Annotated in this window: 13 protein-coding genes and 1 pseudogene; 8 read left to right on the top strand and 6 right to left on the bottom strand. The window is 42.6% G+C overall.

Annotated features, from left to right (window positions below):
* Positions 1-36: 36 nt before the first annotated feature.
* Positions 37-969: a 15-cis-phytoene synthase CrtB gene (gene crtB / locus NWP17_RS16790; RefSeq protein WP_280656018.1), complete on the bottom strand. Its 933-nt coding sequence runs from the start codon at positions 967-969 to the stop codon at positions 37-39.
* The gene (pds, locus tag NWP17_RS16785; protein WP_280656017.1) at positions 953-2392 is read right to left on the bottom strand and encodes a 15-cis-phytoene desaturase; all 1440 of its coding nucleotides are present in this window, start codon (positions 2390-2392) and stop codon (positions 953-955) included. The genes crtB and pds overlap by 17 nt, the downstream gene beginning before the upstream one ends.
* A 291-nt stretch (positions 2393-2683) precedes the next feature.
* On the opposite strand from pds, the gene NWP17_RS16780 reads away from it, so the two are divergent.
* Both NWP17_RS16780 and nagZ read left to right on the top strand, forming a co-directional pair.
* A complete protein-coding gene (locus NWP17_RS16780) occupies positions 2684-3454 on the top strand; it encodes a glycosyltransferase family 2 protein (protein WP_280656016.1) in 771 nt (256 codons plus the stop codon).
* Between the two features lie 46 nt (positions 3455-3500).
* Complete coding sequence (gene nagZ, locus NWP17_RS16775; RefSeq protein ID WP_280656015.1) at positions 3501-4610, top strand: beta-N-acetylhexosaminidase; 1110 nt, start codon at positions 3501-3503, stop codon at positions 4608-4610.
* On the opposite strand, the gene NWP17_RS16770 is transcribed toward nagZ, so the two are convergent.
* A complete protein-coding gene (locus NWP17_RS16770) occupies positions 4607-4972 on the bottom strand; it encodes a metal-sensing transcriptional repressor (RefSeq protein WP_280656014.1) in 366 nt (121 codons plus the stop codon). The two genes, nagZ and NWP17_RS16770, sit on opposite strands and share 4 nt — an antisense overlap.
* Before the next feature lie 256 nt (positions 4973-5228).
* Between NWP17_RS16770 and NWP17_RS17685 the strand changes: the two are divergent.
* From NWP17_RS17685 to NWP17_RS16760, 3 genes and pseudogenes are all read left to right on the top strand, one after another.
* Positions 5229-5393, top strand: a pseudogene (locus NWP17_RS17685) (zinc ribbon domain-containing protein); the annotation flags it as partial.
* A 33-nt stretch (positions 5394-5426) separates the two neighbouring features.
* Positions 5427-6644 (top strand): HhoA/HhoB/HtrA family serine endopeptidase, encoded by a 1218-nt coding sequence (locus NWP17_RS16765; RefSeq protein ID WP_280656013.1) that lies wholly within the window; start codon positions 5427-5429, stop codon positions 6642-6644.
* Positions 6645-6740: 96 nt separating this feature from the next.
* The gene (locus NWP17_RS16760; protein ID WP_280656041.1) at positions 6741-7922 is read left to right on the top strand and encodes an aldo/keto reductase; all 1182 of its coding nucleotides are present in this window, start codon (positions 6741-6743) and stop codon (positions 7920-7922) included.
* A gap of 32 nt (positions 7923-7954) precedes the next feature.
* Here NWP17_RS16760 and NWP17_RS16755 read toward each other — a convergent pair whose 3' ends face one another.
* Positions 7955-9289, bottom strand: a complete 1335-nt coding sequence (locus tag NWP17_RS16755; protein WP_280656012.1) for a hemolysin family protein — start codon at positions 9287-9289, stop codon at positions 7955-7957.
* A gap of 204 nt (positions 9290-9493) precedes the next feature.
* Here NWP17_RS16755 and mfd point away from each other — a divergent pair, with 204 nt between their 5' ends.
* The 3 genes from mfd (at position 9494) to NWP17_RS16740 (ending at position 15449) form a co-directional block, all read left to right on the top strand.
* Positions 9494-12952 carry a transcription-repair coupling factor gene (gene mfd, locus NWP17_RS16750; protein WP_280656011.1) on the top strand — a complete coding sequence of 1153 codons (3459 nt, stop codon included), beginning with the start codon at positions 9494-9496 and terminating at the stop codon, positions 12950-12952.
* 50 nt (positions 12953-13002) lie between these two features.
* On the top strand, positions 13003-14064 hold the full coding sequence (locus tag NWP17_RS16745) for a DMT family transporter (protein ID WP_280656010.1): 1062 nt from the start codon (positions 13003-13005) through the stop codon (positions 14062-14064).
* A gap of 779 nt (positions 14065-14843) precedes the next feature.
* Positions 14844-15449 (top strand): GerMN domain-containing protein, encoded by a 606-nt coding sequence (locus tag NWP17_RS16740; protein WP_280656009.1) that lies wholly within the window; start codon positions 14844-14846, stop codon positions 15447-15449.
* A 289-nt stretch (positions 15450-15738) separates the two neighbouring features.
* On the opposite strand, the gene accB is transcribed toward NWP17_RS16740, so the two are convergent.
* Together accB and efp are read right to left on the bottom strand one after the other, a co-directional pair.
* Complete coding sequence (gene accB, locus NWP17_RS16735; RefSeq protein WP_280656008.1) at positions 15739-16215, bottom strand: acetyl-CoA carboxylase biotin carboxyl carrier protein; 477 nt, start codon at positions 16213-16215, stop codon at positions 15739-15741.
* A 111-nt stretch (positions 16216-16326) separates the two neighbouring features.
* Complete coding sequence (efp, locus tag NWP17_RS16730) at positions 16327-16884, bottom strand: elongation factor P (RefSeq protein WP_280656007.1); 558 nt, start codon at positions 16882-16884, stop codon at positions 16327-16329.
* Between the last annotated feature and the right edge of the window lie 14 nt (positions 16885-16898).

The raw sequence follows: 16898 nt of genomic DNA, 5'->3' as shown, positions 1-16898 counted from the left end.
CCACCCCTGGGCGGATGGGGAATTAAGGGAGGTTGTTTAAAGTACTTGCGATCGCATCCACGCCACCGGCAAAGAAGATAATTTTTGCCATTGGGGTACGTAGGCACGGCGAGTAAATACGTTGTAGTCGTTGCCTTCAATTATGGTTAAAATTCGACTGTAATGCATGAGAGCCGCCCATACAGGCCACCGGGCATCAGGTGATAGGTAAGTAATACCTCTTTGGGCTTTAGTATAAAATTCTCTGGCTCTTTTAATTTGAAACTGCATCAAACAACGCCAGCGATCATCTACTACACCTTTAAACAAGTCTTCCTCAGTGTAATTGAATCGCGCCAAATCCTCTAAAGGAATATAAATTCTTCCCCGTCGTGCATCTTCTCCCACATCTCTGAGGATGTTGGTGAGTTGCTTGGCAATACCCAAAGCAATTTCTTCAGCAATGGGCCTATAAAGCTCTTGTTCACAGTTCCACGGGGCTGTATTTCTGGTTTGATCCAATCCCATCACTGAGGTTGACATTAAGCCCACAGTTCCGGCGACGCGGTAACAGTATAAGTATAAATCCTCAAAGGTTTCGTAGCGACTGCGATATAAATCCATTTGCTGCCCAGCAATCATGTCCCGGAAGGGCTGAATGTCGATGGGAAAGCGTCGAACAGTGTCCGCCAAAGCTACATCATAATTTTCCACTGGTTGTCCAGCAAAAATTGACTCCAGCTGCTGTTCCCATAACTCTAGGGTTTTGGGGGTAGTCATGGCAGATGCGGGACCATCCACCAGTTCATCGGTGCGGCGACACCAAGCGTAAATCGCCCAAATAGCAGGGCGTTTTTCTTCACTCAGGAGCAAAGTGCTTAGGTAAAAAGTCGCGGAATACTTAGCTATAAGTTGCCGACAAAGTTTGTAAGACTCGTCTACAGAAACCAGCGTTTTCATGCGCGGAGGGGAATCAGGCAGTTGCAGCATTCGTTGCGGGCGGTCGGGTTGGCGTTTGCAGGTCTGAGGAATTTGCTACCGGCAGTGCTTCAGAGATCGCCTGCGCTGTTAGCTTACCAGAAAGTACAGCCCCTTCCATACTGGCTAAGTAGCGTTGCATGGTGTAATCCCCAGTCAAATAAAAGTTGGCTATGGGGGTTTTTTGAGAGGGGCGGTACTGTTGACGACCGGGAGTCGCTTTGTAAACTGAACGCGGTGTTTTCACCACATGGTATTTCAGCAGTTTTGCTGGATTTTCTCCTCCAAAATGGTCGGGGAAGAGTTTTTCTAACTCAGCAATGGTTGCGGTAACAATTTCCTCATCTGATTTGGTGATCCAATCTTTTGCCGGAGCTAAGACTAATTCCAGCATCGAGCGATCTGGATTAGCATATTCACGACAAGTATTGCTCATATCAGCATAAACGCTGAGGAGGGGCGATCGCGAAAACAGCAGGTGATCAATTTCTGTTAGTTTACGATCAAACCATAAATGTACATTAATTACAGGTACGCCTTCTAGCCCTTCTAGCTTTTGGAAGCACTCAAATTTTTTCCAAGGTTCTGGTAACATCACCTTCAGAGGGTCAACTGGCATAGCGGATACATAGACATCTGCCGTCAACACTTGATCTTCGGCTCCGTTTAACCCTCTGAGCAAAAATCCTTTTACTGTACCATCAGGGTTAAGCAAAATTTCTTTTAATGGTGCGTTCAGGCGTACCTCACCACCGGCCTCCGTGATGTAATCCACTATGGGCTGACATAAGCGTTCTGTGGGTGAACCATCTAAAAACGCCATTTTTGACCCTTTTTTTTCTTGGAGAAAGCGATTGAGAGCCGTTAATAAGATGGTAGCAGAAATTTCATCGGGTCCGATAAAGTTGAGAGACTTGCACATGGCAATAAAAACTTCTTTGTTGACCCGTTCGGGAATGTTCTGCTTACGCAGCCACTCTGTCCAAGAGTATTCGTCCATTTCCTCAACGTACTTCTGCCCTTGAACCATAGCCGGGATTAGACCTAATCCAAATTTAATTTTTTCCGGCCATGTCAGCATATCGTTATTTCTCAGAATTGCCACTACACCATTTAAGGGAGCTGGTAAATCCGGAAAATCAAAACGACTGTAAGTTCCTGGCGCTTCGGGCTGGTTGAAGATCATTGTGTGTTCTTTCCACTGCAATCGATCTTCAATATCCAATTCTTTAAATAGCTGCAACATATTCGGATATGCGCCAAAAAAGATGTGTAGACCCGTTTCGTACCAGTCTCCATCAGCGTCTTTCCACGCAGCCACTTTACCACCCAATACATCCCGGCGCTCCAAGACAATGGGAGTGTGACCTGCGTCTGTGAGATATTTCGCGCAGGATAACCCTGCTAGACCAGCACCCGCGATCGCTACTCGCATTTAAACTTACTGCCTTTCAATATTTTTTGATCGTTTTATCGTTCTCATTATACGTTGCAATCCGTTACATTTGGCAGGTATTCTGTCATTGCCTCTAGAAAAACTTCTCTTCTCAGTAATTTGACTGTCATATCCTCTAAGTGTTATTCTTTAGTAAAGAGTCAATATTGTTTATTTATATACTAATATAACCTAATCAAATAAATTGATAAATTTCGGATTATTTATGCTATCCAATAACAAGAGTCAATTACAAACTCCTATGTCAATAATTCTCATGGCATTGTATCAATGTTAGAAAAGATTACCCCTGTGATTCTGACCTATAATGAAGCAGCCAATATTGAGCGCACACTCCAGCAACTCACGTGGGCGGAAAAAATCATAGTTGTTGATAGCTATAGCACCGACACAACCCTAGAAATTCTCAACTCTTATTCCCAAGTTGAGCTATTTAAGCGCCAATTCGACACCCACGCTCAACAATGGAACTACGGCTTAGAGCAAGTCCAATCCCCCTGGGTCTTGTCTCTGGATGCGGATTATCTAGTTACAGATGATTTAATCTCTGAAATGGCCACCTTACCTGTAGACGGAGAAATTGATGGCTACTTTGTCCGGTTCAAGTACTGTGTATTAGGCAAGCCTGTTCGCAATACTAGAATACTTCCTCCCCGTCAAGTTTTGTTTCAAAAAAGTAAAGCCACCTATATTGATGACGGACACACACAAGTTTTACAACTCACTGGTAAATCCGCCCTGCTTTCCAGTTATTTATACCACGATGATCGTAAACCCTTCAGTCGTTGGTTATGGTCACAAGAACGCTATACACTCCTAGAAGCCAAGAAAATACTAGAAACTCCCGTTAATCAACTTGATTGGGTTGATCGTATTCGCAGAAAAAAAATCTTAGCCCCTGGGATGGTGTTTTTCTATTGCTTAATTATTGAAGGTTGGATTTTTAATGGTTGGCGTGGTTGGTATTACGTATTTCATCGGGTTATAGCGGAAACCATTCTTTCTATTCGCCTCATTGAAGCAGAGAAATTAAAAAGTTAGTAAAATCTTTTTGGATTGTGAAAATACCAAGGTAAGGTAAAATATTATGGTAAAAACTCAAGAATTAGAATCTTTTGGGCATCACTTAATAGTTGGGGTGTCTGGTACTTGCTTAAATGATGATGACAAACGCCTCCTCAGTGAATTACAACCAGTTGGGGTAATATTCTTTGCCAAAAACTTTCTACATGGTAACCGTTATCAAGTTTGGCTAGAAAGCTTCCACAAGCTCAATGAGCAAATCAGAAAATATACAGGACGTGATGCAATGTTGATGACCTTGGATCACGAAGGGGGGAGAGTAGTGCGGACACCACCACCAATTACTCGATTTCCTTACCCCTTGTTATTACCATCTCCCCAAGAAGAGAAACACCCCCACCGAGTACGTAGAGTAGCCGAAGCCACAGCACTAGAATTAAAGTCTTTAGGAATAAATCTTTCTTGGTCTCCTGTAGCCGATATTTTTTCCTATCCTGAAAATCCAATTATCGGGCCTCGTGCCTTTGGGCGCACCCCAGAAGCAACAGCTAAAAATGTCTGTGAATACTACAAAGGACTTCAGCAAGAGGGAATTTTAGGATGTGCTAAACATTTTCCTGGACATGGAGACACCAGCAAAGATTCTCATATTGAACTACCAATACTTAACCTGACATTAGAAGACCTAAGCAAGCGGGAATTGATCCCATTTAAAGCCTTAATTGCAGAGCAAATTCCCTTGATTATGACGGCTCACATTCTCTTTCCCCAAATAGATCCACATTGGCCAGCTACCCTCTCCCCTGTTATTCTCAACGACATACTGCGGCAAGAATTGGGCTTTACAGGAGTGGTCGTCTCCGATGACCTGGATATGAAAGCTGTATCACATATGTTTACCCAAACTGGAACAGTAGCAAAAGCCTTTGATGCTGGCTGTGACCTGTTGATTATTTCCCGGAATATTGACTCATCATCCATTGAACGTACTTATAAAATAGCTGAAGATTTTGTTAGTTCTTTAGCTAAAGGTAGCCTAGATGAATCAGTTGTAGCCGCGGCTAAAGACAGAATTAAGAAACTACTCGCAGTCACTCCCCAATATCATATCCAGCCCCTAGATCAAGATATGCTACAACAACACGCCCAACTGGCCTTGGCTTGTTCTTATTAAGGCAAAAACCGATCCAAAGCAGCCTTTAACTGTTCAATTTCCACCTCCATATTACCTTCTTCAGCCGCTCTAGCAATACACTCTGTTAAATGTTCATCTAAAACAATTCTGGCCACCTTGTCCAAAGCCCCCCGCACAGCCGCAATTTGTAGTAACACATCAGGACAAGGGCTATCTTGCTGTACCATGGTCTTGATGCCGCGAATGTGGCCTTCTATTCGTGACAAACGATTAACGATTTTCCGTAGTGAGTCTTGACTATGAACGTGAGAATGGGCTGACTTGCCATCATGACTGTGAGCATTTTGCACCGGCTGGGATGCTGACAAAGATTCTTGAGCTAATTGGTTTGATCCGTTCATGGTTATTGAAGCACTGGTAATACTCAGATCCTAGCCTAGAAAATTGGCTGAGTGATCAAGGTTGTTGATTGATTATTCCCAGAATATGATGGTAGTGTGAAACCCGAACTTAACAAGGGCGAATCTCCATAATAGCTATGATATTGAATATTCTATTAACTTTAATTACAGGTACTTTATCAGGAAAAAGGCTAAAAACCCATGAGGTTAAGTTTTGGAGCTTGGCGGAAAAACTTAACCGTCCTTTAGGTAAGGGATGAATAGGTGGAAATGGTTAAAATATTTTGCTGTGAAATTTAACAGTGTGGTTGTTGCTGTTGCTCCACATTACACATCACAAAAATGCAGTAATTGTGGTGCAATTGTGAAAAAATCTCTTTCAACTCGTACCCATAAATGTAATTGTGGTTGCGAACTCCCAAGAAAAGTTAACCTATTACATGAGCTTGTGATCATGAAATTCCCGCAAATATCAAGTTCTATACGTCAATTGAGTTCATATCTGTTAGCCGTAATTTTGGGTGCAGCCCTAACTGTGGCCAGTTTTCAGGTATTGCCTTCTCACGCAGAACCCGCACCTGATTTGATCAATGTTACCGATGGTTCAGATATAATTACTCAAAAGCAATCACCAGTAAATGCGACTTTTGGTAGCACTAGCTTTGTTACAGCAGCTGTAAATCGTGTGGGTAAAGCAGTAGTACGTATTGACACAGAACGCACCATTACCCGACGCATAGACCCATTTATGGAAGACCCATTCTTTCGGCGATTTTTTGGCGATGGTTTCCCGCAACAGTTACCACCTGAACAATTACGCGGTTTGGGTTCTGGGTTCATTATTGATAAACGTGGTTTGGTTTTGACCAACGCCCATGTAGTTGATAATGCTGATAAAGTCACAGTGCGGTTGAAAGATGGTCGCAGTTATGAAGGCAAAGTTCAAGGAATTGATGAAATCACAGATTTAGCAGTCGTCAAGATTAATCCCGATCAAGATTTGCCCGTTGCTGCTTTGGGTTCTTCCGATACAGTACAAGTGGGAGACTGGGCGATCGCTGTGGGTAATCCTTTAGGATTTGATAATACAGTCACCTTGGGAATTGTCAGCACTCTCAAACGTTCTAGCGCCCAAGTTGGCATCGCTGACAAACGCTTAGATTTTATTCAAACCGATGCTGCTATTAATCCTGGTAACTCCGGCGGTCCCCTATTAAACGAACGCGGGGAAGTTATCGGTATTAACACCGCCATTCGTCCCGATGCTATGGGTATTGGCTTTGCCATTCCCATTGATAAAGCCAAAGAAATTGCTTTAAAATTGCAACGAGACGGTAAAGTTATTCACCCCTATTTAGGCGTGCAAATGATAACTTTAACCCCTGAGCTAGCCAGACAAAATAACACTGACCCTAATTCTCCCATTCAAATACCAGAAATTAACGGTATTTTGGTAATGCGAGTTATACCTAATTCCCCTGCTGCCTCCGCAGGTATACGACGCGGTGACGTGATTTTCCAAATTGATGGCGAACCTGTCACCAGTGCCGACCAATTACAGAACTTAGTGGAAAACAGCCGTCTGGGTCAGTTATTACAGGTGAAAGTACAACGCGGTAATCAAACAAAGCTGCTTTCAATCCGCACTGCTGAATTGCAAGAGCCTGTTTAGAATTTAACATTAAATTCTGTAAGTAGCCGCCAAGATGCCCGCACTACTTTAGGCTGGGGAATGTCAAACCGTGGAAATAACCGAAAAAATCAACTAATGCTATATAGAAGGTTTGGCCGCACAGAATTACAAATGCCTGTTTTTTCTTGTGGTGGCATGAGATATCAATTTAAATGGCAAGATGTTGCTAATTCCGAAATTCCTGCGGATAGTCAGGCAAATTTAGAAGCGACTATCAGCCAAGCTTTGTCTGTGGGAATTAATCACATTGAAACTGCCCGTGGTTATGGTACATCAGAAATGCAATTGGGGAGAATATTGCCCCAGTTCCCCAGGGAAAAGTTAATTGTACAAACAAAAGTCTGCCCAGTTGCAGATGCGCAAGAATTTCGCCAAAAATTTGAACAGTCACTAGCAAATCTTCAGTTAGATTATGTTGATTTACTCGGTTTACACGGCATCAACCATGGGGAATCTTTAGACTATAGTATGCGTCCTGGCGGCTGCCTAGAAATAGCCCAGCAGTTACAAGCAGAAGGAAAAGTGAGATTTATTGGCTTTTCTACTCATGGTTCTCAAGATGTGATTATCCAAGCAATTAATACTAATCAGTTTGACTATGTTAATTTGCATTGGTACTACATTAATCAATGGAACTGGGAAGCAATTAAAGCAGCTAACCGTCATGACATGGGGGTGTTTATTATTAGTCCCTCGGATAAAGGGGGAAGGTTATATAACCCACCACAAAAGTTAGTTAATCTTTGCGCCCCATTAAGTCCCATGGTCTTTAATGATTTATTTTGTCTCAGCCATGAACAGGTACATACCTTGAGTGTGGGTGCGGCTAAACCCGGAGACTTTGATGAACATCTCAAAAGCTTAGAATATCTAGATCAAGCTCAAGAAATTTTACCGCCAATTTTACAGAACTTAGAACAGGAGGCTATAGCTATTTTAGGAGAAGACTGGGTAAAAACTTGGGATACTAACTTACCCACTCTTGAGGAAACGCCGGGACAAGTGAATATTCGTGTGATTTTGTGGTTATTAAATTTAGCCATGGCCTACGATTTAGTAGACTACGCCAAAGCTCGTTACAACTTACTCGGTAATGGTGGTCACTGGTTTCCTGGTAACAAAGCAGACCGTTTAGATGAATTAGACCTACAACCAATTCTTACCCATAGCCCCCACGCCGAGAAAATTCCTCACCTGTTAGCCAAAGCCCATGAAATGTTAGCAGGTGATGAAATTAAGCGGTTATCCCAAAGTTAGGGTGTAATCCAAAATCCAAAATCCAAAATTGATTAATATTCGCCCTTAGACTGATTGGCTACTTCTTCATCTACCATGGGTATGACTAACACCTTATCAACACGGTTAGTATCCATATCCATGACTTCAATACGCATACCACGCCAGATAAAATAATCTGCGGCTACGGGGATACGCCCAAGATGATTGATGACAAAACCACCTAGTGTCTGATAACTACCTCTTTTGCCAATTTCCCATTCTTCTAAATTAAACAGTTCATAAAACTCGTCTATGTGTAACATTCCATCCAATAACCAAGAACCGTCTTCTCGTTGTACTGCTTGTGGCTGTTCCTCTCCTGGTTCTTCGGGAACATCACCCACTATTTCGCTCATGATGTCGTTGAGAGTGACTAATCCTTGAATCACACCATATTCATCCACTACTAAAGCTATGTATGTAATGGTTTGTTTGAATAACTCCAACACCTTTAAACCATGAGTAATTTCTGGCACAAATACGGGCTGGCGCAATCCTGTTGTTAAGTCCATAGGTTCATTGCGGAAACAGCCAGCTAACAAATCAGTGACAGCAATTATACCCAGGACATTATCTAATCCTCCCTGACAAACAGGATAGCGAGAATAACCACTTTCAATGATCTTGTGGCGGTTTTCTGCGGGAGAATCCTCTAAGTCTAACCAGACAATATCAGGGCGGGGGGTCATAAAAGAACTGGCAGGGCGATCGCCTAAACGAAACACCCGCTCAACCATATCCTGTTCTGCTTCTTCAAAGGTTCCCGCTTCTGTGCCTTGTTCAATTAAGATTTTAATTTCTTCCTCTGTGACTGGTGGCTCAATATAGGGTGTCATGCCTAATCCTTGCACTATCACATCTGTACAAGCATTGAGAAAAGATACCAATGGTAAAGCAAGGGTGGTCACCCCTTTCATGGGAATAGCCATAAACGCGGCAATGCCTTCTGGGTTGTTCAGTGCTAGACGTTTTGGCATTAATTCACCAACAATCAGGGATAAACAGGTGATGATTATAACTACTAAGCAAAAGGCGATGATCTGACTATAAGGAGCAAGAAAAGGAATTAACCGAATATATATTGATATGGGGTTGGTAATTGTTACTGCTGCAAAAGCACCTGTGAGGGTAGCTAAAAGGGTAATAGCTATTTGAATTGTGGACAAAAAATGATTTGGCGACTCAGCAAGTTCTAATGCTACCCTGGCTTGGACGTCCCCTTGATTGGCAAGCTGTTGTAGCCTAACTTTACGGGCAGAAACAATTGCCATTTTTGACAGAGAAAACAGTCCATTGGCAATAATTAGCACTAAAAGGACGGAAATTTGAAAACTAATGGAGGACATTTTTGAGAATTGCCACTGAGGAAAGCAAATGTAGCTTACCTTTTAGTATCTAGTATTGAAGATGCAGATCATAAAGTCATGGTTTAAGTTTTTGATGATTCTTGCACAGCCATAAAAACCGGACACGTAACACTTTTAAAATGGTGAATATAGACTAACTCTAATTTTTCTTATCTTTAACCACTTCCTCCTGTAGTCAAACTTATGGCATTTTCTTCTATTGTGCGGGCTTTGGGGCGATCGCCCCTCAGCACCGAGTTACTCTCAAAATTAAATCACCAACAAGAATTACGCTTAAACGGTCTTTCTCGTCTACCCAAAGGTCTAGTAGTTTCGGCCTTAGCACAAAATGCAGGCAGAAATTTGTTGCTAGTAGTACCAACCCTAGAAGAAGCGGGACGCGCTTATGCACAGTTAGAAGCGATGGGATGGCACACAGTACATTTTTATCCCACTTCTGAAGCTTCTCCTTACGAACCTTTTGACCCAGAAACAGAAATGACCTGGGGTCAGATGCAGGTTTTGGCAGATTTGGTCAATAAAGACTTTAATTCCACACCCCAAAATTCTTTGGCTATTGTAGCCACCGTTAGCGCACTACAACCCCATTTACCACCCCCAGCAGCCTTTACACCTTGTTGTCTAACAGTGAAGCGGGGGATGGAATTTGACCTAGATAGTTTCGGCGAAAAAATCGCTAAATTGGGGTATGAACGAGTCCCACTGGTAGAAACAGAAGGACAATGGAGTCGCCGTGGTGATATTGTTGATATCTTTCCCGTTTCGTCGGAAATGCCAGTTAGACTAGAGTGGTTTGGCGACGAAATTGAAAAAATCCGCGAATTTGACCCAGCCAGTCAACGTTCCGCCCTCGACAAAATTGAGCAAATTACCTTGACCCCCACCAGCTTTGCTCCCATTGTCTTAGCAGCACTAGAACACAAAGCTGAATTAACAGACTCAGAACTACTAGAAGTGCAGCGTTTTTTGGGGTTGGCTTTTGCACCACCGGCTTCTATCTTAGATTATCTAAGTGAAAATACCTTAATTGTCATAGATGAACCAGAACAGTGTCATGCTCATAGCCATCGCTGGGTAGAAAATGCAGAAGAACAATGGAGGATGTCCATTGAGGAAGCATCTACAACCATCACTAGGGAATTGCCCAAAATTCATCGGTGTTTTGCTGAATGTCTGGCTGACATAAGTCAATTTAAAACTTTATACTTATCAGAATTAGCCACAGAAAACAGTGGCATAAACTTAGCCAGCCGTGGGTTAACTGTGACACCCCATCAATTTGGTAAACTAGCGGAAACATTGAGACAAGAGCGCGATCGCAACTTTTCCATTTGGCTCATTTCTGCCCAACCATCCCGCTCTGTAGCCCTACTGCAAGAACACGACTGTCCCGCTCAGTTTATCCCCAATCCCCGGGATTACCAAGCCATAGACAAACTCCAAATCAATCATATACCCGTAGCCCTAAAATATTCTGGTTTAGCAGAACTAGAAGGTTTTATTTTACCCACCTATCGTTTAGTAGTAGTCACAGACCGGGAATTTTACGGACAGCATTCCCTAGCCACACCAGGATATATCCGCAAACGTCGCCAAGCCAGTTCCAAACAAGTAGACCCCCACAAGCTGCGTCAGGGTGACTATGTAGTTCACAAAAGCCACGGCGTTGGTCAATTTGTTAAGCTAGAGAGTCTAACCATTAATCAGGAAACCCGTGATTATTTAGTACTCAAGTATGCTGACGGGACTCTCAGAGTCGCTGCGGATCAAGTAGGTTCTTTATCCCGGTTTCGCCGCATGGGAGAGAAACCGCCAGAACTGCACAAAATGACCGGTAAAGTTTGGGACAACACCAAAAACCGAGTCCGCAAGGCCATCAAAAAACTAGCCGTGGATTTGCTGAAACTTTATGCAGCCAGATCCAAACAAGAAGGCTATAACTATCCTCAAGATATGCCTTGGCAAGTAGAAATGGAAGATTCCTTCCCCTACCAACCCACCACCGACCAACTCAAAGCCGTACAAGACGTAAAACGAGACATGGAAAGCAGTCGCCCCATGGACCGCTTGATTTGTGGTGATGTGGGCTTTGGTAAAACAGAAGTAGCCATTCGGGCAATTTTTAAAGCCGTCACAGCAGGTAAACAAGTAGCACTATTAGCACCCACCACCATTCTCACACAACAACATTACCACACCCTCAAAGAACGCTTTGCTCCTTACCCAATTAACATTGGCTTATTAAATCGTTTTCGCACCGCAGAAGAACGTCGCACCATTCAAAAGCGATTAGCCACCGGAGAATTAGATATAGTAGTGGGTACACATCAGCTTTTGGGTAAAAGTGTCACCTTTCGGGATTTAGGTTTATTGGTGGTGGATGAAGAACAACGATTTGGCGTGAACCAAAAGGAAAAAATTAAAAGTTTGAAAACCCAGGTTGATGTCCTGACCCTTTCGGCTACCCCCATCCCCCGGACTTTATATATGTCCTTGTCGGGAATTCGGGAAATGAGTTTGATTACCACGCCACCCCCCACCAGAAGACCAATTAAAACTCACCTTGCACCATTGCAAGCAGAAATTATCCGCAGTGCCATTCGTCAAGAAATAGACAGGGGTGGACAAGTATTTTATGTAGTTCCACGAGTAGAAGGCATTGAGGAACTAACAGCTAAATTACGGGAAATGATACCCAGCGCCAGATTTGCCATTGCTCATGGTCAAATGAATGAAAGCGAGTTAGAATCAACCATGCTCACCTTTAGTAATGGTGATGCCGACATTCTCGTTTGTACAACAATTATTGAATCGGGTTTAGATATTCCCCGAGTTAACACCATTTTAATTGAAGATGCCCACCGTTTTGGTTTATCTCAGTTATACCAATTACGCGGGCGTGTGGGACGTGCAGGAATACAAGCACACGCTTGGTTATTTTATCCCCAGCAACAAGCCCTATCAGATGCAGCCCGACAAAGGCTACGGGCGATTCAAGAATTTACTCAACTAGGCTCTGGATATCAATTAGCAATGCGGGATATGGAAATTAGGGGAGTCGGTAACTTACTGGGTGCTGAACAGTCCGGTCAAATGGAAGCCATCGGTTTTGATTTATATATGGAAATGTTAGAAGAAGCGATTCGGGAAATTAGAGGACAAGAAATACCCAAAGTTGATGATACTCAAATAGACCTCAACTTGACAGCATTTATCCCATCTGATTATATTCCTGATTTAGACCAAAAAATGAGTGCTTACCGTGCCGTGGCCGCGGCAAAGTCTTTAGAAGAATTACAGTATATCGCGGCTGAGTGGAGCGATCGCTATGGTGCTTTACCAGTTCCAGCCAATCAACTATTACGAGTCATGGAACTAAAGCAGCTGTCCAAGAAATTAGGATTTAGCCGCATTAAACCAGAGAACAAGCAACACATTGTTTTAGAAACCCCTATGGAAGAACCAGCCTGGAACTTACTAGCAGCCAACTTGCCAGATCATTTAAAAACCCGTTTTGTTTATTCTCCTGGTAAAGTTACAGTCCGGGGTTTAGCTGTATTAAAACCTGACCAGCAATTGCAAAATTTATTAGATGCAATGAATAAAATGCAAAGTGCAGTTGTGGAAGCAGTTGTCGTTTAAGCAATAGTCAAGCCTACTATAATTAACAATGTTTTTATTATCGTGGTGTGATGGTAGCTAGTCCAAAAAAATGGCATCGTTTAATTCAGAGTATTCCCGGACAAGCCTATCTCTGGCTAGCAGTTTTAATTTTTGGCTCATCTGGTGCAGTTACTCGGAAGGTGACTGAAATCGGTTCCCAAAACTTAATCAATGGACGCAATCCCATTTCCCTGTGTAACGTTTTATTTGTGGGAAACATCTGCGCCTTAATTGTTATGACCTTAATTTATAGGCAACAGTGGAAAAAAGCACATTTGCGGCAAATATCCCGTAAAAATTGGTTTATTTTGACTTTGGTAGCCATTCTCTCAGGTGCTGTTGCTCCCAGCTTAATTTTCCAAGCCTTAGAGTTAACTGAAGTGAACAATATTATTTTAGTTGGTAGATTAGAACCCCCCCTAATTTTGGCTTTATCTTTTTGGGTCTTGAAAGAAAGAGTAAGTATTTGGGAAGTTGTCGGAGCCCTAGCCGCTTTCCTAGGTGTGATTCTCGCTATTTTTCTTCAGACACCAGAACAAGAGATAATGAAAGTGGGTAGTTTCAATTTAGGATTAGGAGAGTTTTTCACAGCCATAGCCTCAGTAGCTGTAGCTTTTTCCACCATCATGAGTAAACAGCATCTCTCTCGTATCCCCATAGGAATTTATAATATTTTTCGTACTGCTTTGGGAACGGTGATTTTTTTCTTGAGTGCCATCGTGCTTTATGGTAAGGAACACTTTACAGACCCATTCTCTCCTCTGTTGTGGCAGTGGATGTTATTTTATGGGGTGGTGATTATAGTTTTGGGTCAATCTTTTTGGGTTAAGGGTTTGAGAAATGCAAGTGTTTCTGTCGCTTCCTTAGTTGGTTCATTTACCCCCATTGCCGGCATTTTAGCAGCTTATTTCATTTTGGGTGAAACTCCCACTCAAGCTCAATATATAGGCGGTATTGTGATTTTATTGGGTATATTTATTAGCCAATTTGGTATTTGGCAACAACATCATCCCAAAGTTACCCCCAATGGAGTAGAATCTGCACCAATACAACAAAATATAGAAACAAAAGTTGGATTCAAAGGAATTTAAATTAAATTAATTGACCGAAATACCAACGGCTAAAGCCTGGCGGAGTGTCAAAATTTGTCCAACAAATTCACACCTAGGGATGAATCGAGTTGTTGAAGGGTGATCTAGGCTGGAAGTTATGGCTGATTATCCTTTTAGAACTTGTATCAATTATGCTGACTCATTATTCCGTTGACTGCTCAATCACCACTCAACTCTTAGCCAGAGGATCTGGCAGATGAGACATCTTTAACCTTGAAATCCTGCATCCCGCAGCTTTCTTTTTAATTCTTGTAACCGTTGTAAAGCAGCTTCTTTCTGGTGTCGTTCTTGTTAAACCAACTCAAACCCCCACAATAACAAATTTCCCGGTTTATTCCACCACATCAACCAGTAACCTTGAGGATTTTCTCGTTTTCCTGACCATAAGTCAGGGACTAATTATTAATATAATATGATTTGAGAAATTTAGATTATATTTTCTAATCGAGGGTGTTCCCCTCTTAAACATCTTTCCGTAGTCCATGTTAGTATCCATGTTGCTACAAAACAATTATATTGAGATTAAGGTTGAGGTGACGGGGGATAAGACTCCACCTAAAATAAAGATAAAATAAAGTTACTATGGGTGCAAGATGAGGAATTGCTGAAATAGCCCAGCCCATATTCGCAATTGGTATTTTTCGTCAATAAAAGTATCTTGAGTTTTTCAGCAACTTACCATGTGTCGATATCGTCTTTAACCAGTCTGCTGTTCACCAGCCACACTAACTCACTTCCTAGTCAATCAGGTTTTAAATATGAAGGACCAACAAGGATCTCAGCGTATTTCTTCAGGTGTAATTGCAGCAGTGTCAGCAGCAGTTGTAGCGGTGGGTGGTGGTGTAGCTTGGTTTGCTTCTAACCAGTCTCCTACACCCACCAAACCATCTCCAACCATTACACAGCCCAATCAGTCATCAACTACCCAGCCAGTCCAAGAGCAAACACCTAATGTTTACTGGCTCAAACCAAGGGGTCAAGGTGTGGATTTAGTTCCCCAACCAGTCAAAATAGCTGCTACACAACCGAACCAAGTTTTAGAAAAAGCTTTCCAAGCTTTGTTAGCCGGACCAACAGAAGGTACAGACTCAACAACTATCCCCCCAGGAACCAAGTTACTGGGGGTGAAGACAGAAAATGATGAGGTTCACGTTAATTTATCTGAGGACTTTACCACAGGCGGCGGTACTACCTCCATGATGGCTCGCATCGGACAAGTTGTTTACACTGCGACAACCATAAATCCCAAGGCTAAAGTGTACATTGAGGTACAAGGAGAACAGTTGGATGTTTTAGGCGGTGAGGGTGTGGAATTGCAACAGCCATTAACTCGTGAAAGCTTTGAGCAAAAATATCCCCTCTAATTCAGTTATAGTTATCAGTTATCAACACCGATAACTGATAACTGACCGAAATATCAACGGCGAGCAGAGCTAATACCTTCAGACATGGGGGTTAGCCGTTGGCGATTTTAATCGCCTTCCCCATTCTTCAACTAATTCCCTTGCGCTAATACCTCTAATACCATGCCCTAGGTGTTAAAACTACGGTTGTTTTTGTTTTCACTTCATCTAACTTAATAAGCTGCGTAGCAGCTTATTAAGTCAAAGTTGGGAAATATCTGTCTACCAAATCAGCCATCTTCAGCAATACCTAATCCGGGTTAATTCGCATCAAAGGCTGCCCATATTCCACTGGTTCACCATTTTGTAAGAGAATTTCCATGATTTGTCCGGATACTTCAGCCTCAATTTCATTCATCAGCTTCATAGCTTCAATGATACAAACTGTTTGACCAACACGGACGCGATCGCCCACTTTAACAAAAGGCGCTTCACCGGGTGCAGGAGCGCTATAAAACGTCCCTACCATGGGCGAAGCCACTTCTACTAATCTCTTATCAATGGCTGATGGGGGTGCTGGTACCTCCACACCAGATTTAGTGACAGGAGTTTCCAAAACGGGACTTTTACCCACCTCTATAATCTGATTAGGATGTGCGGTAAGTTTTTCCTGAGCCGATTTACGTACCGTTAGTTCAAATTCGTCGCTTTTGAGAGTTACTTCTGTAATGTCTGTTTGGGCGATAGTTGCCAGTAGTTGGCGGATTTCGTTAAATTCCAATGGCACAGTTTTTATTACCTCGACCTAACCGTAAATCAAATTTGAAATGTGGTAGGGATGTAATCCCTAACATAATAGGGACTGAAATCCGCTTGGCTTTGTGGAAACAAAGCAAACTTATTCCCTGCCTAAATATTTATCTTCACGAGTATCAATTTTGATACGTTCACCTTGAGCAACAAACAAAGGAACCATGACAGTTGCTCCTGTTTCCAGAACAGCCGGTTTAGTTCCCCCTGTAGCAGTATCACCTTTGACTCCTGGATCTGTTTGGATAACTTCCAAAACCACAGAGTTGGGTAGTTCCACTTCTAGCACTTGTTCACCCCAACGAACCACGTTAACTTCCATACCTTCCTTTAGGTATTTGACGCGCTCGCCAATTTGGGCGGCAGAGAGTCTGCCCTCGTCGTAAGTTTCCATATCCATAAAGACAAACTCATCGCCCTCTTTGTAGGTATGCTGCATCGTCAATTTTTCCAGAGTTGCTTGAGGTACTGTTTCCCCAGCGCGGAAGGTTCTTTCTACAACGTTGCCACCTTGGACGTTTTTTAGTTTTGTCCGCACAAAGGCAGAGCCTTTACCTGGCTTAACGTGGAGAAATTCTATCACTCGCCATACTGACCCATCTAATACAATTGATACGCCGGGTCGAAAGTCGTTACTAGAGATCATGAAGCTTTCAAGTT

It is taken from the genome of Chrysosporum bergii ANA360D, assembly GCF_029891735.1.
Lineage (GTDB): Bacteria > Cyanobacteriota > Cyanobacteriia > Cyanobacteriales > Nostocaceae > Umezakia > Umezakia bergii.
This window is presented reverse-complemented; position numbering and strand designations above follow the sequence as displayed.

What these genes read in the sequence shown, in the direction of transcription:
- crtB (WP_280656018.1), bottom strand. Translation starts at nt 969, where the DNA reads ATGCTGCAACTGCCTGATTCCCCTCCGCGCATGAAAACGCTGGTTTCT.
- pds (WP_280656017.1), bottom strand. Translation starts at nt 2,392, where the DNA reads ATGCGAGTAGCGATCGCGGGTGCTGGTCTAGCAGGGTTATCCTGCGCG.
- NWP17_RS16780 (WP_280656016.1), top strand. Translation starts at nt 2,684, where the DNA reads ATGTTAGAAAAGATTACCCCTGTGATTCTGACCTATAATGAAGCAGCC.
- nagZ (WP_280656015.1), top strand. Translation starts at nt 3,501, where the DNA reads ATGGTAAAAACTCAAGAATTAGAATCTTTTGGGCATCACTTAATAGTT.
- NWP17_RS16770 (WP_280656014.1), bottom strand. Translation starts at nt 4,972, where the DNA reads ATGAACGGATCAAACCAATTAGCTCAAGAATCTTTGTCAGCATCCCAG.
- NWP17_RS16765 (WP_280656013.1), top strand. Translation starts at nt 5,427, where the DNA reads ATGAAATTCCCGCAAATATCAAGTTCTATACGTCAATTGAGTTCATAT.
- NWP17_RS16760 (WP_280656041.1), top strand. Translation starts at nt 6,741, where the DNA reads ATGCTATATAGAAGGTTTGGCCGCACAGAATTACAAATGCCTGTTTTT.
- NWP17_RS16755 (WP_280656012.1), bottom strand. Translation starts at nt 9,289, where the DNA reads ATGTCCTCCATTAGTTTTCAAATTTCCGTCCTTTTAGTGCTAATTATT.
- mfd (WP_280656011.1), top strand. Translation starts at nt 9,494, where the DNA reads ATGGCATTTTCTTCTATTGTGCGGGCTTTGGGGCGATCGCCCCTCAGC.
- NWP17_RS16745 (WP_280656010.1), top strand. Translation starts at nt 13,003, where the DNA reads ATGGTAGCTAGTCCAAAAAAATGGCATCGTTTAATTCAGAGTATTCCC.
- NWP17_RS16740 (WP_280656009.1), top strand. Translation starts at nt 14,844, where the DNA reads ATGAAGGACCAACAAGGATCTCAGCGTATTTCTTCAGGTGTAATTGCA.
- efp (WP_280656007.1), bottom strand. Translation starts at nt 16,884, where the DNA reads ATGATCTCTAGTAACGACTTTCGACCCGGCGTATCAATTGTATTAGAT.